Origin of the sequence: Novosphingobium sp. FKTRR1 (genome assembly GCF_020404405.1) — a bacterium.
In the GTDB taxonomy this organism is placed as follows: domain Bacteria; phylum Pseudomonadota; class Alphaproteobacteria; order Sphingomonadales; family Sphingomonadaceae; genus Novosphingobium.
This window is the reverse complement of sequence record NZ_JAIZDA010000007.1, coordinates 80,075-104,767: the sequence shown is the minus strand read 5'-3', so window position 1 is coordinate 104,767 and position 24,693 is coordinate 80,075. Positions and strand designations below refer to the sequence as shown.

The following is a 24,693-nucleotide window of genomic DNA, read 5'->3' as shown; positions in this document are numbered from 1 at the left end:
GTCAGTCTCCGGGTACAAGAACTATCTTGCCGACGTGGCGCTTTTCCAGAAAAGCGCGCTGCGCGGCAACGATGTCGGCAAGGGGATACGTCGCGGCCACCAGCGGACGTATTTCGCCGCGTTCGATATAGCCGACAAGAGCGGGAAACACCTCAGGCGCAAGGATCGTGCAGCCCAGCAGGGTCTGGTCCTTGAGGTAGAGCGTGCGCAAGTCGAGGTCTACCACAGGCCCGGCGATGGCGCCTGCCACGGCATAGCGCCCGCCGCGTTTTAGGACGTCGAGCAGCGCAGGAAAGCCGCTGCCGCCGACCACATCGATCACCACGTCGAAATGGTCGTGGCCGAACAGTTCGCGGGGGTCGGCCGTGCGGTCGATGACGTGTGCGGCACCAAGTGCGGCAACCTCCGCCGCCTTGTCTGCTGCTGCCACGGCGACGACGCTGGCCCCGCGCCGATGCGCCAGTTGCACCGCTGCCGAGCCGACGCCGCCCGATGCGCCAGTGATCAGCACCCGCTCACGCGCGACGACAGCAGCGCGGGTCAACATGTTCTCCGCCGCCCCATAAGCACAAGGGAACGAGGCGAGTTCGACATCGCTCAGCCCTGTTTCGATGCGGTGGGCGTGGACCGCCGGGACAAGCGCATACTGGGCAAAGGCGCCGTCCACTTCCGACCCGAAATAAGTTGCCGCAAAGCGGCTGGAGCCGCGAAAAACCGGCTCAACCAGCACCCGTTCGCCGATGCGTGCCGGATCGATCGCAGCCCCTGCGGCCACGATCCGTCCAGCAGCGTCCGCGCCCTGAATGCGCGGGAATGCCGGTGCCGCGCCGGTCCAGCCCGAATCCTCGCTGCGGGCGGCGGCAAAACCATCGGCGCCGCCGGTCTGCGTCGCCTCGGTCACTCCCTTGGAATACCACGCAGTGCGCGTGTTGATGTCGGTGTTGTTGACCCCGGCCGCCCGAACGCGGACCAGCACATCGTGCGGACCGGGAACCGGCACCGGCACATCGTTGCGCAGGCTCAGCATATCAAAACCGCCGTTGCCGGTCAGCAGCACCGCCTGCATCATTACCGGGATCATCGGCCAGCCCTGATCGCACTTCCTGCCATATCGCCACCCCGTTCCCAACCCGCCATACCGGTAGTCCGAACGGATACGGTCTTGCCGCCAAGCGCAAGCCGAAAAATCGGAAGGGGCCATAACTGCCAGGCATGACCAGATCCGCAAGGCCGGACTGCTGGCGCCAACGGCACGGCGAGCGCTCGATCGCGTCATCTATTGAAGATTCTTATCTGTAGAATCAGCGTAAGTAATCCACACATAGACGCCTAACCTCATGATTTTAATTCATTTTCATGACATTTGGGCATTTTTCATGCACCATCCTTTTGCCCGCGCATTCTTGCCGCACGGCAGGCAATGCGGCACCTTTCCCCTACAGAGCGTGCCGACAGCGGATCGGCACCCAGGGAGGTCATCATGGCAGCGCTCAAGGGGAAGAATCGTTTCATCGGCACGGCGGGCACGGCGCTCGCACTGGGCCTCGTGCTGGGCGCTGGCAGCCCGGCTTTCGCACAATCGACCGCTCCGCAGGCTGATGGAGCCGCCGTGGCAGCGGGCGAAATCGTCGTGACGGCGCAGCGGCGCGAACAGAAGGTCAACGATGTTGGCATCGCGGTATCGGTGCTGTCGAGCAAGGACATCAAGTCGCTCAACATCACCAATGCCACCGACGTGGTGCGCGCGGTGCCGAACCTGAAGTTCAACGCCTATGGCTCGTCGCAGGTGGTGTACAACATTCGCGGCGTGTCGCAGAACGACTATGGCGATCAGCAGGAACCGCCGGTCGCGGTCTATCAGGACGATAGCTATACCTCGTCGATCACGGCGGCCAGCTTCCCGGTGTTCGACCTTGCCCGCATCGAGGCGCTGCGCGGCCCGCAAGGAACCCTGTTCGGCCGCAACGCCACCGGCGGCGCAGTGCAATTCATCTCGGCCCAGCCGACCGAACAGCTCGATGGCTACCTGTCGACCACATATGGCCGCTACAATCAGGCGATCATCGAAGGTGCCGTGTCAGGCGCGCTGGCGCCGAACCTGACCGCACGCATCTCGGGCCAGTACACGCGCGATGACGGCTACATCAAGAACATCACGCCGGGCCAAGCCGATCGCGGTGCCGACAACCACTGGGCGCTGCGCGGCATCGTGCAATGGAAGCCCAGCGCCGACTTCAAGGCCAAGCTGACGCTGCGCTATACCGAGGCTGACAAGGAGCGGCAGGCCGGCAACTACACCCTCGCCCCCGCCTGCCCCAACGCGCAGTTCCAGGGCGAATTCCTTGGCGTGAACGAGGCGTGTTCGTACTGGGGCACCGTGGGCACCACCGGCAACGGTTACCAGAACCCGTCGATTACCCCGTCGCAGGGCGGCAACCCCTGGCGCACGGCGGGCACTGGCGACGCTTATGTCGACCGCAAGGTGTTCGGCGCCACGCTGCGCCTCGACGCGCACCTTGGCGCGTTCGATGTCACGTCGATCACCGATTACCAGCACCTGAAGAAGTTCTACATCGAGCAGGGCGATGGCGTGCCCGAACTGCCCTATGTCGAATTTGGCGATCCGCGCAGCCCGGCCCCGTGCGCGGCGCCTGCGCAAAGCGTCACCTGCTATGAATCGGGCACGGTGTTCTATCAGCGGGCTAACACCAGCCAGTACACGCAGGAACTGCGCGCCGCCGCAACCTTCGGCCAGAACTACCTGACCTTTGGCGGCTTCGGCATGATCATCGACGGCAAGTTCAAGGCCAAGTACGCCACGCCGTTCGACGGCTACGATCCGATCGTCTCGTTCACCCAGCGCACCGAAAGCTTCGCCTTCTTTGCGCAGGACGAATGGAAGTTCTCCGACAAGTGGAAGCTGATCGGCGGCGTGCGTTACTGGCACGACAAGAAGCGCGGCTTCTATGACGCGGTAGCCCCCAGCGGGCCCTACGCTTTGTCGCTGCACTTCGGGCCGGACCGCATCTCCTACACCGACTTGACCGGCACGGTGACGCCGGGTTCGTGGAGCACCGGCAGCGGCGCATCGGGCGTGACGATCAGCCCTTCGGCGGCAGAACCCAGCTTCAGCGGCGTGACCGCACGCGCCGAAATCGACTTCAAGCCGACTCCGGACACGCTGATCTATGCCAGCTACAACCGCGGTTCGAAGTCGGGCGGCTTCACCTTCTCGACCGGTACGCCCTTCCCCGGCCAGTTGATCGACACGATCAACAACATCCCCTACCGCCCCGAAACGCTCAACGCCTATGAAGTGGGCGTGAAGGCCAAGATCGGCGGCTTTACCCAGTTCAACCTGGCCGCGTTCTACTATGATTATCAGAACTATCAGGCGTTCGTGCAGGTGTTCGCGGCACAAGTGGTGCGCAACCTGCCGGCCAAGATCAAGGGGATCGAGGCCGACCTGACGAGCCATCCGGTCGACGGGCTGACGCTGCAACTGAGCGGCGCGGTTCAGGACAGCGAAGTCAAGAACGTGCTGCTGCCCGATGGCGCGACCTCGGTCACGCACAACCTGCCGCAGGCACCGGGCTTCTCGGGCAATGCGCTGGTGCGTTATGAGTTCGAGACCGGCATTGGCCGCGCCTCGGTTCAGGCCGATGCGCTTTACACGGGCAAGTTCTGCTTCACGGTGATGTGCGCCCCGGTCGAGCAGGAAAAGGCCTATCACGTCGAAAACGCGCGGATCGGTCTGACGCCCAAGGGCACCAATCTTGATCTGGCGGTGTTCGTGAACAACCTGTTCGAGCGCAAGTACCGGGTGTACGCCTTCGACGGATCGACCTTCTGGGGCGATGTGCTGGGCGTCTATGCCAAACCGCGTACCTGGGGCGTCACCGCAACGTACCACTTCGGCAAGTAAGCGGCTCGCATACCGGGCGGCGGTGGGCTAGCGCCGCCGCCCGCTAACTCCTTCAAGCCGGACACGACGCAACCGCCATGACCACCTTCCAGACGATCAATCCCGCCACCGGCGAAGTGCTCGCCACTTTGCCGATTGCCGGTGCTGCCGAAATCGATGCCGCCGTGACGCGCGCCACCGCTGCCCAGAAGGAATGGCGCAAGCTGACCGGCACCGAACGCGCCCGCATCCTGCGCCGCGCGGTCGACATCCTGCGCGCGCGAAACGATGAACTGGCCGCGCTGGAAACGCGCGATACCGGCAAGCCGCTGCAGGAAACGATCGCAGTAGATGTCGTCTCGGGCGCGGATTGCCTTGAATACTTCGCCTCGCTGGCGCCGACGCTGGCGGGCGAGCACATCGACCTTGGCCCTGCCGCATTCGGCTATACCCGGCGCGAGCCGCTGGGTGTCTGCGCGGGTATCGGGGCGTGGAACTATCCCATCCAGATCGCCTGCTGGAAATCGGCCCCGGCGCTGGCCTGCGGCAACGCGTTCATCTTCAAGCCTTCGGAACTGACCCCGCTGACCGCGATCGAGGTGGAGAAGATCTATCTGGAAGCAGGCCTTCCTGAAGGACTGTTTCAGGTGGTCCACGGCTTTGGCGAGACCGGACAGTTGCTTACCCGCCACCCCGGCATCGCCAAGATCTCGCTGACCGGCAGCGTACCCACCGGACGGCGGATCATGGCCGACGCCGCGCCCACGCTCAAGAACGTGACGCTGGAACTGGGCGGAAAATCACCGCTGATCGTGTTTGCCGATGCCGATCTCGACAATGCCGTTTCGGGCGCATTGCTGGCCAATTTCTACTCGGCGGGCGAAGTCTGCTCGAACGGCACGCGCGTGTTCGTCGAACGCGGCGTACTCGAACCGTTCCTTGCCAAGCTCAAGGTGCGGACCGAGGCGATCAGGCTGGGCGATCCGCTCGATCCCGACACGCAGATGGGCGCGCTGATCTCGGCCGGGCACATGGACAAAGTGCTGGGCTACATCGAAAAGGGCAAGGCCGAAGGCGCCCACGTGCTGACCGGCGGCCACCGCGTGACCGAAGGCGTGCCTGCTGCCGGGCACTTTGTCGCGCCGACCATTTTCACCGCCTGCACCGATGACATGACCATCGTGCGCGAGGAAATCTTCGGCCCGGTGATGACCGTGCTTCCCTTCGACAGCGAGGATGAGGTGGTGGCGCGCGCCAATGCCACCGAATTCGGCCTGGCGGCGGGCGTGTTCACCCAGAACCTGACGCTGGCGCACCGCGTGATCGCCAATCTCGACGCAGGGTCGTGCTGGATCAACACTTACAACATCACCCCGATCGAACTGCCCTTCGGTGGGTTCAAGCAGTCGGGGCTCGGCTTTGAAAACGGGCGAGAGGCGATCCACCACTTCACCCGCCTGAAAAGCGTCTATGTGGCGATGGAACCGATCGATGCCCCGTACTGAGTCCACCGAAAGCTTCGATTACATCATCGTCGGCGCGGGCTCAGCGGGCTGCGTGCTGGCCGACCGGCTGAGCGCGGACGGCAGCAACCGCGTGCTGGTGCTGGAAGCGGGCGGATCGGACAAGTCGCTGTACATCCAGATGCCCGCCGCGCTGGCCATCCCGATGAACACCAGCCGGTGGAACTGGCAGTACGAGACCGAGCCGGAGCCGAACCTCGACAACCGCCGGTTGCACACCCCGCGCGGCAAAGGGCTTGGCGGATCGTCCTCGATCAACGGGCTGGTCTACATTCGCGGCAATCCGCTCGATTTCGAGCGCTGGGAGGAAGAGGGCGCGCGCGGCTGGAACTATGCGCAAGTACTGCCCTACTTCAAGCGGGCCGAACGCCGTGACGAAGGCGGTGACGCCTATCGCGGCGGCGAAGGTCCGCTCGACACCCGCTATGGCACGCTGAAGAACCCGCTCAATCAGGCCTGGCTCGATGCGGCAAAGCAAGCCGGTTACCCGCTGACCGACGACGTCAACGGGTATCAGCAGGAGGGCTTTGGCCGCATGGACATGACCGTGCGCAACGGCGAGCGTTGCTCGGCCGCCAAGGCCTACCTCCACCCGGCGATGAAGCGGGCGAACGTCGAAGTGCGCCAGCACGCCCTCGCCCGCCGGATCGTGTTCGAGGGCAAGCGTGCGGTCGGCATCGAATACGAACGCGGCGGCAAGATCGAGACCGTACGCGCGGTGCGCGAGGTCGTGCTTGCAGGCGGGCCGATCAATTCGCCGCAATTGCTCAAGCTGTCGGGCATCGGCCCGGCCGAGGAACTGGCGCGCCACGGCATCAAGGTACTGGCCGACCGCGCAGGGGTGGGGGCCAACTTGCAGGACCATCTGGAGTTCTACTTCCAGATCGCCTGCACCAAACCGGTGACGCTGTACGGGCAAGCCAACCTGCTGGGCAAGGCGATGGTCGGCGCGCGCTGGCTGCTCAACCGCAGCGGCCTTGGCGCCAGCAACCACTTTGAGAGCTGCGGGTTCATTCGCAGCCGGGCCGGCATCCGCTATCCCGATATCCAGTACCACTTCTTCCCGATGGCGGTCAGTTATGACGGCAACTCGCTGGCGAGCGAACATGGCTTTCAGGCCCATGTCGGGCCGATGCGCTCGAAAAGCCGGGGTAGCGTGACCTTGCGTTCGGCCGATCCGCATGAAAAGCCGGTTATCCGCTTCAACTACCTCAGCCACCCCGACGACTGGGAGGAAATGCGCGCCTGCGTGCGGCTGACGCGCGAAATCTTCGCGCAGGACGCCTTCAAGCCGTGGCGCGGGCGCGAAATCCAGCCGGGCGAAGACGTGACCAGCGACGCGGCGATCGACGCCTTCATCCGGCAAAAGGTGGAAAGCGCCTATCACCCGTCGTGCACCTGCAAGATCGGCAGCGTCGATGATCCGATGGCGGTGGTCGATCCCGAGCTGCGGGTGATCGGCGTGGAGGGTCTGCGCGTGGTCGACAGTTCGGTGATGCCATCGGTCACCACCGGCAACCTCAACGCGCCGTCGATCATGATCGGCGAAAAGGGCGCGGACCACATTCTGGGCAAGGGTCTGCTGCCGCCATCGAACGCTCCGTTCCATGTGGCGCCCAATTGGGAAACGGCACAACGATGAACACGGTCGGGATGAACACGGTCGGGATGAACACCGTCGAGATGAACACGGTCGGGATGAAAGTTTCGGCATGATCGGCGAGGATATCGATCTGGCCGTCGCCCGGCCCGCAGATCTGCTCCACCCGCCGCACGGCGATGCCGGAACGGGTGAGCTGCACCGCTCGCTCGACTGGAAGGGTGCCTTCTGGGCATCGAGCGGGGTTCCGGCGGGCGTGCTGCTGACAATGGGCGGGATTGCCGCCATGATCGGCCAGCCAAGCTGGGTGATCTGGATCGCCTCGATCCTGATGGGGTTCACGCAAAGCTTCGTCTATGCCGAGATTGCCGGGCTCTATCCGCACAAGTCGGGCGGCGCTTCGGTCTATGGCGCGGCGGCGTGGCTACCCTACTCCAAGTTCGTCGCGCCGATCTCGGTGTGGTGCAACTGGCTGGCGTGGTCGCCGGTGCTGACGCTCGGCACCAGCCTTGGCGCTGGCTATGTGATGGCCAGCCTGTTCGCGCCCGACGCCACGATCAACACCTGGCATGTGACGCTGGCCGACCTCGGGTTCATCCGCACCGGACTGACGCTGCGGATCAATGCCGTGTCGATCATCGGCACCGCCTTTCTGTTGCTGACGTTTGCGCTGCAACACCATGGCGCGGCGCGCGCGGCTTATGCCCAGAAGATCCTTGGCATCGCCTGCCTTGCACCGCTTATCCTTGTCGGTTTGATCCCGCTGGTGACGGGCGACCTGCCGTCGGACCACTTGTTCCCGCTGTTGCCGATGGTGCGCGACGCGGCAGGCAAGGCGCATTTCGGCACATGGGACGTTGCCGGGATCACGCTTGCCGCAGGCGCAATGTTCGGCGCGGGCTGGTCTACTTACGGGTTCGAGACGGCGGTGTGCTACACCCGCGAGTTCAAGGATCCGGCGCGTGACACGCCGCGCGCACTGATCGCTTCGGGCCTTTTGTGCATCGTGATCTTCGCGCTGGTGCCGCTGGCGTTTCAGGCCTCGCTGGGTCTGGATGCGATGCTCGATCCGCGTATCGCCGATGGCTCGGGCGTGGCGCTGGCGCTGGCGAAGATCGTCGGCGGCGGAGTGATCGTGGCCAACGTATTCATCACCATGTTGATCCTGTCGCTGCTGCTGATCGTGATGACATCGATGATGGGATCGTCGCGTACGCTGTATCAGGCGTCTGTCGATGGCTGGTTGCCCAAGTTCCTGTCGCGGGTGAACAGCCATGGCGCACCGACGGCGGCGATGTGGACCGACCTTGGCTTCAACCTCGTACTGTTGTTGGCGTCGGACTACTTCGCGGTGCTGATGATCAGCAACGTCTGCTACATGGCGTTCAACTTCCTGAACCTGCAATCGGGCTGGATCCACCGGATCGACCGGCCCGATTGGGAGCGCCCGTTCCGCTGCCCCAACTGGCTGCTGGCGACCGGTGCGCTGTTTGGCTTCGTCAACATGGCCTTCATGGGGATGGGCGCCGACGTCTATGGCGCGGGCACCTTGCGCAACGGGTTGATCGGCGTGTTGCTGATCCTGCCGGTCTTTGCCTACCGCCACTACGTACAGGACAAAGGGCAGTTTCCTCCATCACTTGTGGCAGAATACGCCGAAGGCAACGCGCTGGGCTTCCGCCGTCGTGCCGGGGTGCTGCCCTGGCTGGCGCTGGTGGCCTGCGTGGTGGTCGTCGCGGGCACCCGAATGCTGGCGCGGATGCCGTGATGGCGCGGTGCTTCGGCACTTTGATGCATAAGCAATTGTTGTTACAAGATCGCTGTGGGTTTCAGTTCGCCTAATACCGGACATTAGTCTTGACCATGCGCCAAGACGGGCATTCTATCTGGTGCGGGCTGCTGTCATACCGCCTGATAACAACCGAACTGTGTCGATTTTCCGACAAGACTTGAGGTTCCAATGCATACGACAGCGCGGGTAGTGGTGATCGGTGGCGGTGTGGTCGGCGTGAGCACGCTGTACCATCTGGCCAAGCTGGGATGGACCGACGTCGTCCTGATCGAGCGCAAGGAGCTGACTTCGGGCTCCACCTGGCATGCTGCCGGGTTGCTGCCGCTGTTCAACCTCAGCTACTCGGCGGGCAAGCTGCACCAGTACTCGGTCGATCTGTATCCGCAGCTTGAGGCCGAAACCGAGCTGAACGTCGGCTTCTCCAACGTCTCCAACATCCGTCTGGCCAACAGCAAGGACCGCTGGGACGAGTACCGCTATTACGCCGGAGTGGCCAAGACCATCGGCGTGGACGTGGAATTCCTGACGCCTGCCGAGGTCAAGGAAATCTGGCCGCTGGCCGAGACCCACGATCTCATCGGCGCGATCCGCCATCCGGCCGACGGCTATATCCAGCCCGCCGACCTGACACAGGCGCTGGCCAAGGGCGCGCGCCAGCGCGGCGCCACGATCTATCGCAACACCACAGTCACCGGCATCACCCAGAAGGTGAACGGCGAATGGGTGGTGGCAACCGACAAGGGCGACATCACCTGCGAGCACGTGGTTTCGGCGACCGGCAGCTTTGCCCGTCAAACCGGCGCGATGGTCGGCCTCGACATCCCGGTCGTGCCGGTCGAGCACCAGTACATCGTCACCGAACAGCACCCGCTGATCATGGAGCGCAAGAAGCAGGGCCTGCCCGAAATGGGCGTGCTGCGCGAATCCGATGCCAGCTGGTACATGCGCGAGGAAGCCGGCGGCCTGCTGCTCGGGCCCTATGAAGTGGGCGCACCGGCCTGCTACCTCGACTCGCCTGCTGCCAACAGCGAATACGAGCTGTTCCCCGACGCACTCGAACGGCTCGAACCCTACATTCTGTCGGCCATCGCGCGCGTCCCCGCGTTCGGCGAAGTCGGCGTCAAGAAGGTCTACAACGGTGCCATCGCCTATACGCCCGATGGTTCGCCCATCGTCGGCCCGGCATGGGACAAGAAGAACTTCTGGCTGAACGAAGGCCACAGCTTCGGCATCACCGCAGCTGGCGGCGCTGGCTGGCAGCTTGCCAACTGGATCGTCGAGGGCGAACCCTCGATCGACATGATGGGCGTCGATCCGCGCCGCTTCGGCGACTACGCGGGCGAAGGCTATCTCGTGCAGAAGAACGAAGAAGCCTATGCCAAGGTGTTTACCGTTCACTATCCCGATGAAGAACGCGAAGCCGCCCGCCCGCTGCGCCAGACTCCGTGCTATTCGCGGATGAAGGATCTGGGTGCGGTATTCGGCAGCGTGTTCGGCTGGGAGCGGCCCAACTGGTTCGCGCCGCAAGGTTATGAACTGACCGATGCCGACCTTGATCGCGCCGACACCATCCTGAACCACAACCACCCGACCGTGGATGGTGAACCGATCCGCGAAAAGTGGTCGTTCCGCCGCTCCAACTACTTCGAGTTCGTCGGTCAGGAATGCCGCCACGTGACCGAAAAGGTCGGCATTCAGGACATGAGCGCGTTCGCCAAGTGCCTGATCACCGGCCCCGGCGCCGAAGACTGGCTCAACGGCCTGCTGTCCAACGTCGTGCCCAAGAAGATCGGCAAGCTCTCGCTCAGCTATCTGTTGACCAAGGATGGCGGTGTGCGCGCCGAATTCACCGTCTACAAGAAGGGTCCGCAGGCCTATTACCTCGTGTCGGCAGGCGCGCTGGAACGGCATGATCAGGACTATCTGGTCAAGGCCCTGCCCACCGACGGTTCGGTACGCTTTGAGCGGCTGACCACCTCGCACGGGGTGCTGGTGCTGGCCGGGCCGCGGTCGCGCGATGTACTGGCCAAGCTGACCCGCACCGACCTGTCGAACGCCGCGTTCCCGTGGCTGACCGGCCAGTCGATCTCGATCGGCGCGGCCAAGGTCGATGCGCTGCGCGTCAACTTCATCGGTGAACTGGGGTGGGAAATCCACCACCCGATCGAGATGCAGAACTACATCTTCGACAAGCTGATGGCGGCTGGCGCCGAGTTCGACATCAAGCCGTTCGGCATCCGCGCGATGACGCTGATGGCGCTGGAAAAGAGCTACAAGCTGATCCCGCGCGAACTGTCGACCGAATATGCCGCGTATGAAAGCGGGCTGGACCGCTTCATCAGCCTGAAGAAGCCTGCGTTCCATGGCCGCGATGCACTGTTGGCGCGTAAGGAAGCAGGCCTGAAGTGGCAGTTCGTGACGCTGGAAGTGCTCGGTGTGACCGACGCCGATGCGCGCGGATCGGAACCCATCTACCGTGACGGTGCGCTGGTTGGCCGCGCCACGTCCGGCGGCTATGGCTGGAGGACGGGCAAGAGCCTGGCCCTCGCCATGGTCGCACCCGAACACGCAACCGTGGGCACCGAACTCGAGATCGTCATTCTCGGTGAGGCGCACAAGGCCGTGGTGATCCCAGAGTCGCCCTTTGACCCGGAAAACAACGCATTGCGGAGCTGACGCGATGATGGAATTCGATTCGATTGCCGAACTGCTGAAACAGGATCGCCCCGGCTACACCCTGCCGCAGAAGCTTTATGTCAGCGAAGAAGCCTATCGCTTCGACGTGGACGTAATGCTCAAGTCGGTGTGGCTCTATGCCTGCACGGTCGCCCACGTGAAGAACCCGGGCGACTGGTATCTGTTCGAACTGGGAGAAACCTCGGTCATCGTGGTGCGCGGCCGCGACGGCGAAGTGCGCGCGTTCCACAACACTTGCACGCACCGCGGTGCCAAGATCTGCCAGTCTGCCAAGGGCCAGGGCCCGCGCCTCACCTGCCCGTACCACCAATGGACGTTCGGCCTTGATGGCAAGCTGCTGGCCGCGCGCAACATGCCCGAAGGCTTCGACAAGGCCGACCATGGCCTGCGCACCGTGGCGATCGAGAATGTCGGCGGGCTGATCTTCCTGTGCCTGTCGGACAATCCGCCGCCGATCGACCGCGCCAAGGCCGACATCGCCGAACAGATCGGCATCTACCAGCTCGACCGGCTGAAGGTCGTGGTGCAGGACGATCTGATCGAACCGGCCAACTGGAAGCTGGTGATGGAAAACAATCGCGAGTGCTATCACTGCGATGCCAACCATCCCGAGCTGCTCAAGTCGCTGTCGACTTACGGATTTGGCAAGGGCCTGCCCGAGGATGGCGAGGCGGATGTGGTCGATGACAGCGCCTTTGACGCGATGCTGGAAGAACAGCGCGAGCATTGGCAAAGCCTCGGCATCTTCCACGAACTGGTCGAGTTCCCCGACAACTGGTGGCACCGCGTCGCGCGCCTGCCACTGGCAAATGGCGCGGTCTCGCAGACGCTTGACGGGCAGCCCGCCTCGAAAAAGCTGATCTGGCCGTTCGACCATGTCGAGCCGACCAGTCTGTCGGTGTGGACCCAGCCCAATTCGTGGCACCATTTCTGCTGCGATCACGTGGTCACGTTCTCGCTGGTCCCGCTGGGGCCGGACAAGACGCTGCTGCGCACCAGCTGGCTGGTGCACGAAGATGCAGTTGAAGGCGTCGATTATGATCCGCAGAACCTTGCGGCAGTATGGCGCGCCACGAACGAGCAGGACAGCTATCTGTCGAGCGTGAACCACGCCGGGATCAAGGGCGACGGCTACCGCCAGGGCCTCTACTCGGTCGAGGAAAAGCTCGTCGACGCATTCAAGACTTTCTACGTCGAACGCAGCGCCGCCGCGCTCGACGCTTTGGAGAAGTAACCCCGCGATGAAGCGCTTTTCCGCGTTCAACCTGTTCGCCGAAGCCCTGAGAGGGCATCAGGGCTGGCCCGAACACTGGCCGGACAAGGCGCCCAAGAGCGCCTACGATGTGATCATCGTGGGCGCCGGCGGGCACGGTCTGGGCGCAGCCTATTACCTCGCCAAGAAATACGGCATCACCAATGTGGCGGTGATCGAGAAGGGCTGGCTGGGCGGCGGCAACACTGGCCGCAATACCACCATCATCCGCTCGAACTACCTCTACGACGAAAGCGCCCACTTGTATGACCACGCGGTCAAGCTGTGGGACGGGCTGAGTCAGGAACTCAACTATAACGTCATGTACTCAAAGCGCGGCGTGCTGATGCTCGCGCACAACGTGCATGATGTGCAAAGCTTCAAGCGCCACATCCACGCCAACCGGCTGAACGGTGTGGACAACGAATGGCTGAGTGCCGAAGAGTGCAAGGCCTACTGCCCGCCGCTCGACATCTCTGCCACCGCGCGCCACCCGGTGCTGGGCGGTGCGTTGCAGCGGCGCGGCGGTACCGCCCGGCATGACAGCGTGGCCTGGGGCTATGCCCGCGCGGCGTCGGCGCTGGGCGTCGACATCATCCAGAACTGCGCGGTCACCGGCATCCGGCGCGGGCCTGATGGCGCGGTGCAAGGCGTGGAAACCGAACGCGGCTTCATCGGCGCGAAAAAGATCGGCGTGTCAGCAGCGGGCAACACTTCTGTCGTGATGAACATGGCGGGCCTTGATTTCCCGCTGGAAAGCTTCCCGTTGCAGGCGCTGGTTTCCGAACCGGTCAAGCCGATTTTTCCGTGCGTGGTCATGTCCAACACCGTCCACGCCTATATCAGCCAGTCCGACAAGGGCGAACTGGTGATCGGCGCTGGCACCGACCAGTACACCAGCTATTCGCAGCGCGGCGCGTTCCACATTCTGGAGCACACGCTGGCGGCAATCTGCGAGATCTTTCCGATCTTCACCCGCATGCGCATGCTGCGCACCTGGGGCGGCATCGTGGACACCACGCCCGACCGCTCGCCCATTCTGGGCAAGACCCCGGTTCCGGGGCTTTACGTCAACTGCGGCTGGGGCACCGGCGGGTTCAAGGCCACGCCCGGCTCAGCCGACTTACTGGCCTATACCATCGCCCACGACGCCCCGCACAAGATCAACGCGCCGTTCAACCTCGACCGTTTCCGCAACGGCCGCCTGATCGACGAGGCCGCTGCGGCGGCCGTTGCCCACTGAGGCTGCCCCGATGCTGCTGATCCATTGCCCTTATTGCGCCGAAGCGCGTCCCGAAGTGGAGTTCGCCTATGGCGGACAAGCCCACATCGCCCGGCCGCTCGATCCCTCGGCCCTGTCCGACGCCGACTGGGAACAGTACCTTTACATCCGCAACAATCCGCGCGGACGGCACCATGAACGCTGGCGCCATGCGCACGGTTGTGGGCGCTTTTTCAATGCGGTGCGCGACACTGTTACCGACAAGTTCGAAGTGACCTATCCCGCCGGGGAGGCCGCACGATGAGCGGCTATCGTCTGCCCACCGGTGGCCGCGTCGATCGCGCCAAGTCGGTCAGCTTCAGCTTCGACGGTCAGTCCTACACCGGTCTTGCCGGGGACAACCTGGCATCTGCGCTGGTTGCCAACGGCGTCACGCTGTTCGGGCGTTCCTTCAAGTACCACCGGCCGCGCGGCATTCTGGGCATGGGTTCGGAAGAGCCCAACGCGCTGGTCACCGTCGATCGCGGCCCCGGACGCACCACGCCCAACTTGCGCGCGCCGTCGGTGCCGCTGCACTCCGGACTTGTCGCCAGCAGCCAGAACCGCTTTCCCTCGCTCAAGTTCGACCTTGGCGCGGTGAACGACAAGCTGGGCGCGTTTTTTCCGGCGGGCTTTTATAACAAGACCTTTATGTGGCCGCGTTCGGCTTGGGAAAAGCTGTATGAACCCGCGATCCGCCAGATGGCGGGCCTTGGCGACAGCCCCACCAGCCGCGATCCTGACCATTACGCCAGCACCTATGCGCATTGCGAGGTGCTCGTCGTCGGCGCCGGTCCGGCCGGGATCGAGGCCGCTTTGGCCGCCGCACAGAGCGGTGACCGGGTAATCCTGGTTGACGAGCAGGAAGAGATCGGCGGCGGCGCGCTGGCCGATCCGGCGCAGTGGGCATGGCTGACCGACGCCCGCGCGCAACTGCTGGCGCTGTCCAACGTGCAACTGCTCGAACGCACCACCGCGATCGCACACTTGCACCAGAACTTCGTCGTTGCCGTGCAGCGGTTGACCGACCACGTTGCCCCTGCACAGGCGCAGGGCGCGCGGGAAAAGCTGTGGCGCATCCGCGCTGCCCGCGTCGTGCTGGCGCAAGGTGCCATCGAGCGCCCGCTGGTGTTCGATGGCAACGACGTTCCTGGCGTGATGCTGGCGAGCGCCGGCCGCAGTCTGGCGCTGCGGTTCGGCGTTGCACCGGGACACGCGGTGGCGGTGATGGCCACGCACGACAGCGGCTGGCACGATGCGCTGGCACTGGCCAAGGCTGGTGTGCATATCGTCGCGATCATCGATGTGCGCGACGATGTGTCGTCCGATCTGCTCGATGCCGCAGGCGCAGCCGGGATCGCGGTCCATCTGAACCACGCCGTAATCGGCGTCGGCGGCCGCCATGCCGTCAAGTCCGTGACGATTGCGGCTGCGGGTAGTTCGGCGGCGCGCACCCTGTCTTGCGACTGTCTGCTGATGGCCGGTGGCTGGACGCCGACGGTTCACTTGTGGAGCCACGCCAAGGGCTCGCTTCGCTGGGACGCAGATTGGGCGGCCTACCTGCCCGACAGCATCGATGACAACGTGATCGCGGTTGGCGGTGGCGCGGGCGCGTGGAACTATGGTAGCGGGGTAGCAGTATCCAACCTGCCCTCGCCCAAGCCGGTCCACCAGCAGAAGGCCTTTGTCGACTTCCAGAACGACGTGAAGGCGCGCGACATCCGGCTGGCCGTGCAGGAAGGCTTCCGCTCGATCGAGCACATCAAGCGCTACACCACCAACGGGATGGCGACCGATCAAGGCAAGACCAGCAACATCAACGGCTTGCAGATCGCTTCTGAGGTACTTTCGAAGCCGGTGACCGCCGTCGGCCTGACGACCTTCCGCCCACCTTACACGCCGCAGACATTCGGGGCGCTGATGGGCCACCACAAGGACGCGCTGTTCCAGCCCCTGCGCCGGACCGTGATCGACGACTGGGCCGTGGCCAACGGCGCGGTGTTCGAGAACGTCGCGCAATGGCGCCGCGCGCGCTACTTCCCGCAAGGCAGCGAGACGATGGATCAGGCCGTGGCGCGCGAGTGCCTGGCCGTGCGCGAACGTGTCGGCATGTTCGATGCCTCCACGCTCGGCAAGATCGAGGTCGTCGGGCCCGATGCCGCCGAATTCCTCAACCGCATGTACACCAATCCGTGGAAGTCGCTTGAGCCCGGCCGCTGCCGCTACGGCCTGCTGCTGCGCGAGGATGGCTTCATCGTCGATGACGGCGTGTCGGCACGGCTTGCCCCCGATCGCTTCCATCTGACCACCACCACCGGCGGCGCCGCGCGCGTGCTGGGGATGATGGAGGATTACCTCCAGACCGAATGGAGCGATCTGGACGTCTGGTTGACCAGCACGACCGAACAGTATGCGGTGATCGCGGTCCAAGGCCCGCTGGCCCGCGCCGTGATCGCACCGCTTGTGGCAGGCATCGACCTCTCGCATGAAGCATTCCCGCACATGGCGGTGCGCGAAGGCACGATCTGCGGCGTGCCGACACGGCTGTTCCGCGTGAGCTTCACCGGCGAACTGGGCTTTGAAGTGAACGTTGCCGCCGAACACGGCCTTGCCGTGTGGCAGGCGATCCATGAGGCGGGACAAGCCCATGGGATCGTCCCCTATGGCACCGAGACGATGCACGTGCTGCGTGCGGAAAAGGGCTATATCATCGTCGGGCAGGATACCGACGGCACGCTTACCCCGGATGATGCCGGGCTCGGCTGGGCGGTAGGCAAGAAAAAGCCCGATTTCGTCGGCAAGCGCTCGCTGGCGCGGCCCGACATCGTCGGTGCTGGGCGCAAGCAACTGGTCGGCCTGCTGACCAAAGACCCGCAAGTCGTGCTCGAAGAAGGCGCCCAGATCGTGGCCGACCCGGCGCAGCCGGTGCCGATGACAATGCTGGGCCACGTCACTTCATCATACCATAGCGCCACACTGGGTCGCTCGATCGCGCTGGCGATGCTGGTCGATGGGCGCGCCAAGCTGGGTGAAACCATCTATGTCCCCATGCCCGGCGGCACGATTGCCGCAGAAGTGACCGGCATGGTGTTCCTCGACCCCAAGGGAAGCCGCCTCGATGCCTGATGCCGCCACTCCGGACATCGCCCCGCTGGCCGTAACCGCGGCCGACCTGCACCTGCCCACGCAACCGTTCAGCGCGGCGGGCCTGCACCTTGAGCTGGTTCCGGCACAGGCGCGTTATTCATTGCGCGCGCGCGATGCCGGACTGCTTGCCGCCACGATCGGCCGTGCCCTGCCCGACCGTATCGGCGATACGCTGGACGGCGTGATCAAGCTCGGTCCCGACGAATGGCTGGCGCTGTTGCCCGCTGGTGCCACGCTGCCGCTGGGCGAAGGCCTGCCCGTGAGCGTGGTCGATGTGAGCGCGCGCGCGGTCGGCTTTACCATCACGGGACCGGGCGCGGCGGCACTTATTGCCACCGGCTGCCCCCTTGACGTGGAGCGGATGGCACCGGGCCGCGCGACGCGCACGCTGTTCGAAACGGTCGAGATCGTGCTGTGGCGGCAAAGCGAAACCGCGTTCCGCGTCGATTGCTGGCGCAGCTTCGCGCCTTGGCTTTGGGCCGCTCTGGTGGCAGGCGCGCAGGGCTGAGCCGGTGGGCTCATGCTTTCTGTGGGCGACTGCTCCTATTCAGCAAGCCGCGCGCTCAAGGCCAACCAACCAGATCCGCTGCCCAGGGCAGGTATTGGCGCACGGCGGGCAACGTCTGGTCGCGAAACACCTCGCGCGCCACGACGGCGGTGTCGTGGGCGAGATCGCCCAGTTCGCCATGACGGCTGACCACTTGCAAGCGCCGCGAAAAGCGACCGCGCGGCAGGGGCTCGACCCGCACTGCCGGGACCAGCGAAGGCATTGCCGCAAGGCACAGCAGCGAGGTGATCGAAAAGCCGATGCCCAGCGCCACCGCATTGAGCTGCTGGTGCACGATATCCACCTCGATCACGTTGGGAAGGCGCAGCTTCATCCGCGTCAACTGGCTCTCGATGCGCTGGCCCATGCCAGAATCGAGCGAATAGCGCACGAACGGCAAGTGCTCGGCCGCCTCAGCCGGATCGGTCGGACCATCATAGCTGGCGGGAAATACGAGCAGGAACGGATCGTCCATGATGTCGTGATGGTCGATGCCCTCGTGCTTTTCGAGCACGCTGGAACCGGTGACCAGCATGTCATAACGCCGCGCCAGAAAGTCCTGCTGCTGGATCAGCGAAATGCCCGAGCGCAGCCGCCAGCGGCCCACCCGTGCGCCATGACGCTCAAGCAGCGGCGCGGTCAACAGAATCGCGCAGGTTTCAGACATGCCGACATGCACTTTGTCGATCGGGCGCCGCGCGCCTTCGCGCACTTCGTCGACCATCGTGCGCGCGGTGGCGAGCAGCTTGTTGGCGCGTTCGTACAACGCGCGCCCCGCCGGGGTCAGCCCCAGTGGGCGCAAGGAGCGGTCGAACAATTGCGCGCCGATGCCCTGCTCCAGCCGGCCGATGGTCTGCGACACCGCCGATTGGGTGATGCGCAATTGCTGCGCACTGGCGGTCATCCCACCCAGTTCGACGGTCAGCACGAATACTTCGAGCGCGTGAAAATCAAATTCAGGGGGAAGCAGCATGATCGACCCCGGTCTGGACCGGTCCGCCTTGGCCCGGATTTCGCCATCATATTAAAACCGCTTATGCAGAGCAAGGGTATTTGAGTAGAAGGACTGATTGCGTAGTTTCGGTCCATCCCAAACGGCAAAGGCTTTCACCATGCGTTGCGTCCACCCTCCCCATTCCACCCGCCGCCCAACGCAAGGTGCCGCATGAGCGAGGCGTCACTCAAGCAGGCGCTCGCCGACCTCGGCATTGGATGGTCGATCCTTGAACACGAAGCTGTGTTCACGGTCGAGGAGAGCGAGGCCATCCACGCCGCCCTGCCCGGCGCGCACACCAAGAACCTGTTTCTGAAGGATGCGGGCGGTGTGTTCTGGCTGGTCACGGTCGATCATGCCACGCGCGTCGACCTGAAGGCGCTGGCGGGCGCGATCGGGTCAAAAAAGCTTAGCTTCGGCAAGGCCGAGGACATGGAGCGGCTGCTGGGCGTGACGCCGGGCTCGGTCACCCCACTCGCGGCGATCAATGACAGCGATCAGGCCGTTCGCGTGGTACTGGATACGCGGCTGGCCGATGCGGCGCTGGTCAATGTCCATCCGTTGCGCAATACCGCCACCGTAGCGCTATCAGGGCCTGACCTGATCCGCGCGCTGGTAAGCTGGAACCACCCGGTGCAGGTTGCACCTATCCCGGAGCGCGCATGACCGTCAGCACCTTCGACTTGTTCAAGGTCGGTATCGGCCCGTCGAGTTCGCACACGGTCGGGCCGATGGTGGCCGCGCGCCGTTTCGCTCTTGCGGTCGAGGCCGCCGGACTGCTGGCCGCAACCGCGCGGGTGGAAGTCGATCTCTATGGCTCGCTGGCACTGACCGGGCGCGGGCACGGCTCAGATGGCGCGGTGATCCTGGGGCTAGCGGGCGAGAGTCCCGCGCTGGTCGATGTCGATGCCGCGCCGCTGATCGTTGCCGGTGTGCAGGAACGCGGCCGCCTGATGCTGCTGGGCAGGCACGAAGTGGCCTTCGCTCCCGCGCAAGACCTGCACTTCCACCAGCGTGAGCGCCAGCCGTTCCACAGCAATGCGATGGCGCTCAATGCGCTGGACGATGCGGGGACGGTGCTGCTGCGCCGGTTCTACTACTCGGTCGGCGGCGGCTTCGTACTCGACGAGGATGAGGCGCGCGCCGAGGAATCGGGCGCCATCGTTCCGCAGGACAACGGCCCACCCTTCCCCATGCCGTTCGGCTCGGCCGAGGAACTGCTCGCGCTCGGTGAGGCAAGCGGCCTGAGCTTTGCCGCGATCATGCTCGAAAACGAACTGGCGCTGCGTCCACTCGCCGAAATCGAGGCCGAACTGGACCACATCGCGGCGGTGATGGATGCCTGCATCGATCGCGGTTGTTCGATCCCTGGCATCCTGCCCGGCGGTTTGAAAGTGAAACGCCGCGCGCCGCAACTGCAGGGTGAACTGGTGTCTCGCCAGCAAAGCTTCCTTGGCGATGCGCTTGCCGCGCTCGACTGGATCAACTTGTGGGCGATGGCGGTGAACGAAGAAAATGCGGCCGGCGGCCGGGTCGTCACCGCGCCGACCAATGGCGCTGCGGGGATCATTCCTGCGGTCTTGCGCTATTATGAGCGGTGCTGCCGCGGCGACAAGGCGGGACGGCGCATCTTCCTTTTGACGGCGGCGGCGATCGGCGCGCTGTACAAGCGCAATGCCTCGATCTCGGGCGCGGAAGTGGGCTGTCAGGGCGAAGTGGGGGTCGCCTGCTCGATGGCCGCAGCAGGCCTCACCGCAGCGCTGGGCGGCAGCAACGCGCAAGTCGAGAACGCCGCCGAAATCGCGATGGAGCACAACCTTGGCCTCACTTGCGATCCGGTCGGCGGGCTGGTGCAGATTCCGTGCATCGAACGCAACGCGATGGGTTCGGTCAAGGCGATCGACGCCTCGCGCCTTGCCATGCTGGGCGATGGTACACATCTGGTAAGTCTGGACAAAGTGATCGAGACGATGCGCCAGACCGGCTTTGACATGCGCGACAAGTACAAGGAAACATCGCAAGGCGGGCTGGCGGTGAACGTGGTGGAATGTTGACCCTGCCTTAGGTGAAAAGGGCAGGACCAAGGCATTTGACTGCGACCCGACATGGGGGCACACTCACCGCAACATAAGCACAAGAATACGGAGAAATCGTCATTTCGCCCGAGCGTGCGATCAATCGCCGCTGGCTTCCGCTCAACGCTCTGCGTGCGTTCGAAGCGGTCGGTCGGCACATGAGCTTTACCGCGGGCGCACAAGCGCTCACGGTGTCGCAAAGCGCGATGAGCCGCCATGTCTCAAGCCTTGAAGACCTGATCGGCAAGCCCTTGTTCGCGCGCGAACCCAATGGGTTGAAGCTGACTCAAGCAGGTGAGACGCTGCTGCCGGTGGTCGCCAAGTGCCTCGACCGGATGGAGCAGACGATCAACTCTATCCGCAGCAAGGATACCGAAACCCGGCCCTTGCGGGTGCATATTCCGCCCTCGTTGCTCTATCAGAACGCGTTGCCGATGCTGCGCGACTTTCACCGCGAGCACCCCGAAATCCGGATCGACGTGGTCACCACCAATGCCACGGGCGAGCCGCGTGCCAATGTCGATATGGCGATCGTGTTCGACCGGCCCAACGTCGATGACAAAGTCGCCGATCTGCTGTGGATGGTGCGGGTCGCCCCGCTTTGTTCGCCCGAAACCGCCGAGCGGCATCGCGGCAAGAGCCTTGAGCAGTTCCTGCAGGACAACGAATTGCTGCACGTGCGACTGGAGGGCGAGCCGCGCGGGCTACTGTGGTCGATCTATGCCGATCAGCAGCGGCTGGCGATCGATGCGAGCGACGGCATGGCCTTCGACACCGCATTCTCGGCGGTGCGCTACGCGATGAGCGCGGCTGGTGTCGTGCTTGCCGACATCGACATGTTCGCCGACGATATCGCCGCCGGACGGTTGGTCATGCCGTTCGACCGCGTGTCAGCCGACGGCTTTGGCTATTATCTGAAAACCCATGCCGAAGATCTGGCCGACCCAGCGATCCTGACCTTGCGTGAATGGATCATCCGCCGCTTTGCCTATGGCCCGGCCGAGCTGCCACAGGCGGCGGCGAACGGCTGAAAGCTGGCCTCAGGGCTGGACAGACAGGTGCCTCAGTTCCAGTCCGTCCTGATGGCCCCGGACAAAGCCCTTCCACGTCGGGTTTTCGCCGCCTGCACTCACTGCCGCATAAGGCGTGAACGGCCCGATCCAGCCCGCCTTGTCCGACACCTTGACCGCATCTGATCCTGGCACCGCGAAGTAGGCCGCCCTGGCCTCGTCGCCCTTCACATAACGGTCGAGGAAAGCGGTGATAAAGTGCGCGGAAATGGCGTTTATCCGCGATTTGCGCCAGATCGGATCCTCGAACCAGTCGAAGTCCCACAGGCGGTCGCGCATCGCGGCCGGTGCCGGATTGGTGCCGATCGAATGGCCAGCGCTGCGAAAGGTCAGCATCGTCCGTTCGGTCTTGTGCGCATTGGCGAAGATCGCTGCCGGACCGTTTTCATAGCCGACCGTGCGGTCATAAGACCCTGCCAGCACCAGCAGGGGAGCATGTATCCCGTCAAGTCCCTCGGCGCCCCAGGCATTCCACGGCGCTCCGCCAGCGGGCGAGATTGCCACCACCGCCTTGATCGCGGGATCGTGCAACTGGCCATCGCGCGCACCGCCCGCAGTGTAAGTGGCAACCAATGGCGCAGGCAGCCGTGACACCGCCGGGCTGGTCGCAGACAACGACCCGCCCGCCACCGTCAGCACGCCATAGCCGCCGAACGAATAGCCGACGAGCGCGATACGGCCGGTATCAACGAGATCGCCCAGCAATCCGGCGCGCAGGCGCGATAACACGAAGGTTATGTCCAGCGGGCGACGCAGCAGTGTGGCGGGCGATTTGGCCACATCGGTAATCGGCGGATCGCGGTGTTCTGGCGCCACCACGACATAGCCCTTGGTCGCAAGGTTTTCGGCCAGCCAACTTAGCATGACCGGATCGTTGTTGTAGCCATGGCTCAGCAGCACGACGGGGTAGCCCTTGCCCGCCGCCGGGGCATCCTGCACCGCAAGCGCCGGCACGCCGAAGGTTGCGGGTGGCGTGCCCGGCTCCCCCACCAGACTGGCGGTGTACGTGGCGCGTACGGCCTTTGCAGAGGCGCGCGCCGGATACCAGATGCGCAAAGTCAGCGTGCGGTCGGCATGCACTTCCTTGCCCTGTTCCAGCGAGGCGAGCGGATCGAGCTGGTCCTTGTCGATCACCTGCCGCACCATCACGCCCGCGCCATCCGGCCCCAGCGCGGCAAGCTCGGGCGCACCGATCTCGGGCACGCTGGGTGGGGTCGGCACGCTGGGCGGCACGTTGGCAACCAACAGCGTGGCCGCAGGCGCCAGAAACAGGCCAGGAAAGCGCATCGGATCAGCCTTTCGGGCGCGAAAGCGTGCGCGATACCGCATCGTGCCAGCCCGCGACCAGCGCCTTGCGGTGCGCGGCATCCATGCGCGGCGTGAAGCGCGCGGCGCGTTGCCAGGTGGCTGCCAGCGCGGGCAGATCGGGCCATACGCCCACGGCCAGGCCGGCATGGAATGCCGCGCCAAGCGCCGTAGTTTCCAGATTGGCCGGGCGGTCCACCGGGCTGTCGAGCAAGTCGGCAAGGAACTGGCACAACCAGTCGTTCGACGCCATGCCGCCATCGACGCGCAATGCGGCTGGGTGGCGCGCGCCATCGGCCACCATCGTTGCGACAAGATCGAGCGTCTGATACCCGACAGCTTCAAGCGCCGCACGCGCCAGATGCGCTTGCGTGGCTCCCAGCGTCAGCCCGTAGATCGCGCCCCGCGCGTCAGGATCCCAATGCGGCGCGCCCAGTCCGGTGAATGCCGGCACCATATAGACGCCGTGCGCGTCATCGACTTGCGTGGCCATGTCGTGGGTCTGGCTGGCATGGGTGATCACCCCGATCCCATCGCGCAGCCACTTGATTGCGGCGCCAGCCACGAAAATCGACCCTTCCAGCGCGTATGTCATCTTGCCGCCAAGCCGGTAGGCAGGCGTGGTCAGCAAGCGGTGCTGCGAGGGAAACGCGGTCTCGCCAGTGTTCATCAGCATGAAGCAGCCGGTGCCGTACGTCGACTTGGCCTCGCCTGCAGCAAAGCAGGCCTGTCCGAACAGCGCGGCTTGCTGATCGCCCACCAGTCCGGCGATAGGAATGGCAGCGTCGAACAGTCCGGGCGCGGTGTGCCCGAACACGTGTGAATTGTCGTGAACTTCAGGCAGCAGCGCCAACGGCACGCGCAACACCCGGCACAGATCCTCGTCCCAGCACTGGCGGTGGATGTCATACAACATCGTGCGCCCGGCGTTGGTCACATCGGTGGCGTGCACCGCGCCACCGGTCAGCCGCCACAGCAGGAAGCTGTCGATCGTGCCGAAGGCCAGTTCGCCCCGCTCTGCCCGCGCCCGCGCGCCCGGCACATTGTCGAGCAGCCAGGCCACTTTCGTACCCGAGAAGTAGGGATCGAGCAGCAGTCCGGTGCGCGCGCGGACCAATTCTTCCACCCCGTCGGCCTTCAACTGCTGGCAGACATCGGCGGTGCGGCGATCCTGCCACACGATGGCACGATGGATCGGCTCGCCGGTCGCCCGGTCCCAGATCACCGCGGTTTCGCGCTGGTTGGTCACGCCGATCGCGGCAATGTCGCTTGCGCCAAGCCCAGCCTGCGCGATGGCGGCGCGCGCGGTGGCAAGGCAATCGCGCCAGATATCCTCGACATCATGTTCGACCCAGCCCGGCTGCGGATAGTGCTGCGCAAATTCGGCCTGCGCGGTCGCCACGGCGCGCGTGGTGGCATCGAACACGATCGCGCGGGTCGATGTGGTACCCTGATCGATGGCGAGAATGTGGGTCGGGTTGGTCATGATCTCTCCTATCGCATTTTCGTTTGATGTTCGCTATAGC

Annotated in this window: 17 protein-coding genes; 13 read left to right on the top strand and 4 right to left on the bottom strand. The window is 64.5% G+C overall.

The window, feature by feature from the left end; all coding sequences use genetic code 11:
• Position 1 precedes the first annotated feature (1 nt).
• On the bottom strand, positions 2-1,081 hold the full coding sequence (locus tag LDN95_RS09210; protein WP_226017372.1) for a zinc-binding dehydrogenase: 1,080 nt from the start codon (positions 1,079-1,081) through the stop codon (positions 2-4).
• A 399-nt stretch (positions 1,082-1,480) separates the two neighbouring features.
• On the opposite strand from LDN95_RS09210, the gene LDN95_RS09205 reads away from it, so the two are divergent.
• From LDN95_RS09205 to LDN95_RS09160, 10 genes are all read left to right on the top strand, one after another.
• Positions 1,481-3,925 (top strand): TonB-dependent receptor, encoded by a 2,445-nt coding sequence (locus tag LDN95_RS09205; RefSeq protein ID WP_226017371.1) that lies wholly within the window; start codon positions 1,481-1,483, stop codon positions 3,923-3,925.
• Between the two features lie 77 nt (positions 3,926-4,002).
• Complete coding sequence (betB, locus tag LDN95_RS09200) at positions 4,003-5,409, top strand: betaine-aldehyde dehydrogenase (RefSeq protein WP_226017370.1); 1,407 nt, start codon at positions 4,003-4,005, stop codon at positions 5,407-5,409.
• The gene (gene betA, locus LDN95_RS09195; RefSeq protein ID WP_226017369.1) at positions 5,396-7,069 is read left to right on the top strand and encodes a choline dehydrogenase; all 1,674 of its coding nucleotides are present in this window, start codon (positions 5,396-5,398) and stop codon (positions 7,067-7,069) included. The genes betB and betA overlap by 14 nt, the downstream gene beginning before the upstream one ends.
• 70 nt (positions 7,070-7,139) lie before the next feature.
• Complete coding sequence (locus tag LDN95_RS09190; RefSeq protein WP_226017368.1) at positions 7,140-8,795, top strand: APC family permease; 1,656 nt, start codon at positions 7,140-7,142, stop codon at positions 8,793-8,795.
• A gap of 192 nt (positions 8,796-8,987) precedes the next feature.
• On the top strand, positions 8,988-11,495 hold the full coding sequence (locus LDN95_RS09185; protein ID WP_226017367.1) for an FAD-dependent oxidoreductase: 2,508 nt from the start codon (positions 8,988-8,990) through the stop codon (positions 11,493-11,495).
• 4 nt (positions 11,496-11,499) lie between these two features.
• On the top strand, positions 11,500-12,750 hold the full coding sequence (locus tag LDN95_RS09180) for an aromatic ring-hydroxylating dioxygenase subunit alpha (RefSeq protein ID WP_226017366.1): 1,251 nt from the start codon (positions 11,500-11,502) through the stop codon (positions 12,748-12,750).
• A gap of 7 nt (positions 12,751-12,757) precedes the next feature.
• Positions 12,758-14,011 (top strand): sarcosine oxidase subunit beta family protein, encoded by a 1,254-nt coding sequence (locus LDN95_RS09175; RefSeq protein ID WP_226017365.1) that lies wholly within the window; start codon positions 12,758-12,760, stop codon positions 14,009-14,011.
• Between the two features lie 10 nt (positions 14,012-14,021).
• Positions 14,022-14,294 carry a sarcosine oxidase subunit delta gene (locus tag LDN95_RS09170; RefSeq protein ID WP_226017364.1) on the top strand — a complete coding sequence of 91 codons (273 nt, stop codon included), beginning with the start codon at positions 14,022-14,024 and terminating at the stop codon, positions 14,292-14,294.
• The gene (locus LDN95_RS09165; protein ID WP_226017363.1) at positions 14,291-17,155 is read left to right on the top strand and encodes a 2Fe-2S iron-sulfur cluster-binding protein; all 2,865 of its coding nucleotides are present in this window, start codon (positions 14,291-14,293) and stop codon (positions 17,153-17,155) included. Before LDN95_RS09170 ends, LDN95_RS09165 begins: the two co-directional genes overlap by 4 nt.
• A complete protein-coding gene (locus LDN95_RS09160; RefSeq protein ID WP_226017362.1) occupies positions 17,148-17,684 on the top strand; it encodes a sarcosine oxidase subunit gamma in 537 nt (178 codons plus the stop codon). Before LDN95_RS09165 ends, LDN95_RS09160 begins: the two co-directional genes overlap by 8 nt.
• Positions 17,685-17,739: 55 nt before the next feature.
• On the opposite strand, the gene LDN95_RS09155 is transcribed toward LDN95_RS09160, so the two are convergent.
• On the bottom strand, positions 17,740-18,696 hold the full coding sequence (locus LDN95_RS09155; RefSeq protein WP_226017361.1) for a LysR family transcriptional regulator: 957 nt from the start codon (positions 18,694-18,696) through the stop codon (positions 17,740-17,742).
• A gap of 192 nt (positions 18,697-18,888) precedes the next feature.
• Here LDN95_RS09155 and LDN95_RS09150 point away from each other — a divergent pair, with 192 nt between their 5' ends.
• From LDN95_RS09150 to LDN95_RS09140, 3 genes are all read left to right on the top strand, one after another.
• Positions 18,889-19,383 (top strand): prolyl-tRNA synthetase associated domain-containing protein, encoded by a 495-nt coding sequence (locus LDN95_RS09150; RefSeq protein WP_226017360.1) that lies wholly within the window; start codon positions 18,889-18,891, stop codon positions 19,381-19,383.
• Positions 19,380-20,771 (top strand): L-serine ammonia-lyase, encoded by a 1,392-nt coding sequence (locus tag LDN95_RS09145; protein ID WP_226017359.1) that lies wholly within the window; start codon positions 19,380-19,382, stop codon positions 20,769-20,771. The genes LDN95_RS09150 and LDN95_RS09145 overlap by 4 nt, the downstream gene beginning before the upstream one ends.
• A 95-nt stretch (positions 20,772-20,866) precedes the next feature.
• A complete protein-coding gene (locus LDN95_RS09140; RefSeq protein WP_370631674.1) occupies positions 20,867-21,823 on the top strand; it encodes a LysR substrate-binding domain-containing protein in 957 nt (318 codons plus the stop codon).
• Positions 21,824-21,832: 9 nt separating this feature from the next.
• Here LDN95_RS09140 and LDN95_RS09135 read toward each other — a convergent pair whose 3' ends face one another.
• Positions 21,833-23,149 carry a dienelactone hydrolase gene (locus tag LDN95_RS09135; protein WP_226017358.1) on the bottom strand — a complete coding sequence of 439 codons (1,317 nt, stop codon included), beginning with the start codon at positions 23,147-23,149 and terminating at the stop codon, positions 21,833-21,835.
• Positions 23,150-23,153: 4 nt separating this feature from the next.
• Positions 23,154-24,653 (bottom strand): glycerol kinase GlpK, encoded by a 1,500-nt coding sequence (glpK, locus tag LDN95_RS09130; protein ID WP_226017357.1) that lies wholly within the window; start codon positions 24,651-24,653, stop codon positions 23,154-23,156.
• Positions 24,654-24,693 lie beyond the last annotated feature (40 nt).

What these genes read in the sequence shown, in the direction of transcription:
- LDN95_RS09135 (WP_226017358.1), bottom strand. Translation starts at nt 23,149, where the DNA reads ATGCGCTTTCCTGGCCTGTTTCTGGCGCCTGCGGCCACGCTGTTGGTT.
- LDN95_RS09165 (WP_226017363.1), top strand. Translation starts at nt 14,291, where the DNA reads ATGAGCGGCTATCGTCTGCCCACCGGTGGCCGCGTCGATCGCGCCAAG.
- LDN95_RS09205 (WP_226017371.1), top strand. Translation starts at nt 1,481, where the DNA reads ATGGCAGCGCTCAAGGGGAAGAATCGTTTCATCGGCACGGCGGGCACG.
- LDN95_RS09150 (WP_226017360.1), top strand. Translation starts at nt 18,889, where the DNA reads ATGAGCGAGGCGTCACTCAAGCAGGCGCTCGCCGACCTCGGCATTGGA.
- LDN95_RS09210 (WP_226017372.1), bottom strand. Translation starts at nt 1,081, where the DNA reads ATGATCCCGGTAATGATGCAGGCGGTGCTGCTGACCGGCAACGGCGGT.
- LDN95_RS09155 (WP_226017361.1), bottom strand. Translation starts at nt 18,696, where the DNA reads ATGCTGCTTCCCCCTGAATTTGATTTTCACGCGCTCGAAGTATTCGTG.
- LDN95_RS09170 (WP_226017364.1), top strand. Translation starts at nt 14,022, where the DNA reads ATGCTGCTGATCCATTGCCCTTATTGCGCCGAAGCGCGTCCCGAAGTG.
- betA (WP_226017369.1), top strand. Translation starts at nt 5,396, where the DNA reads ATGCCCCGTACTGAGTCCACCGAAAGCTTCGATTACATCATCGTCGGC.
- betB (WP_226017370.1), top strand. Translation starts at nt 4,003, where the DNA reads ATGACCACCTTCCAGACGATCAATCCCGCCACCGGCGAAGTGCTCGCC.
- glpK (WP_226017357.1), bottom strand. Translation starts at nt 24,653, where the DNA reads ATGACCAACCCGACCCACATTCTCGCCATCGATCAGGGTACCACATCG.
- LDN95_RS09185 (WP_226017367.1), top strand. Translation starts at nt 8,988, where the DNA reads ATGCATACGACAGCGCGGGTAGTGGTGATCGGTGGCGGTGTGGTCGGC.
- LDN95_RS09190 (WP_226017368.1), top strand. Translation starts at nt 7,140, where the DNA reads ATGATCGGCGAGGATATCGATCTGGCCGTCGCCCGGCCCGCAGATCTG.
- LDN95_RS09180 (WP_226017366.1), top strand. Translation starts at nt 11,500, where the DNA reads ATGATGGAATTCGATTCGATTGCCGAACTGCTGAAACAGGATCGCCCC.
- LDN95_RS09160 (WP_226017362.1), top strand. Translation starts at nt 17,148, where the DNA reads ATGCCTGATGCCGCCACTCCGGACATCGCCCCGCTGGCCGTAACCGCG.
- LDN95_RS09175 (WP_226017365.1), top strand. Translation starts at nt 12,758, where the DNA reads ATGAAGCGCTTTTCCGCGTTCAACCTGTTCGCCGAAGCCCTGAGAGGG.
- LDN95_RS09145 (WP_226017359.1), top strand. Translation starts at nt 19,380, where the DNA reads ATGACCGTCAGCACCTTCGACTTGTTCAAGGTCGGTATCGGCCCGTCG.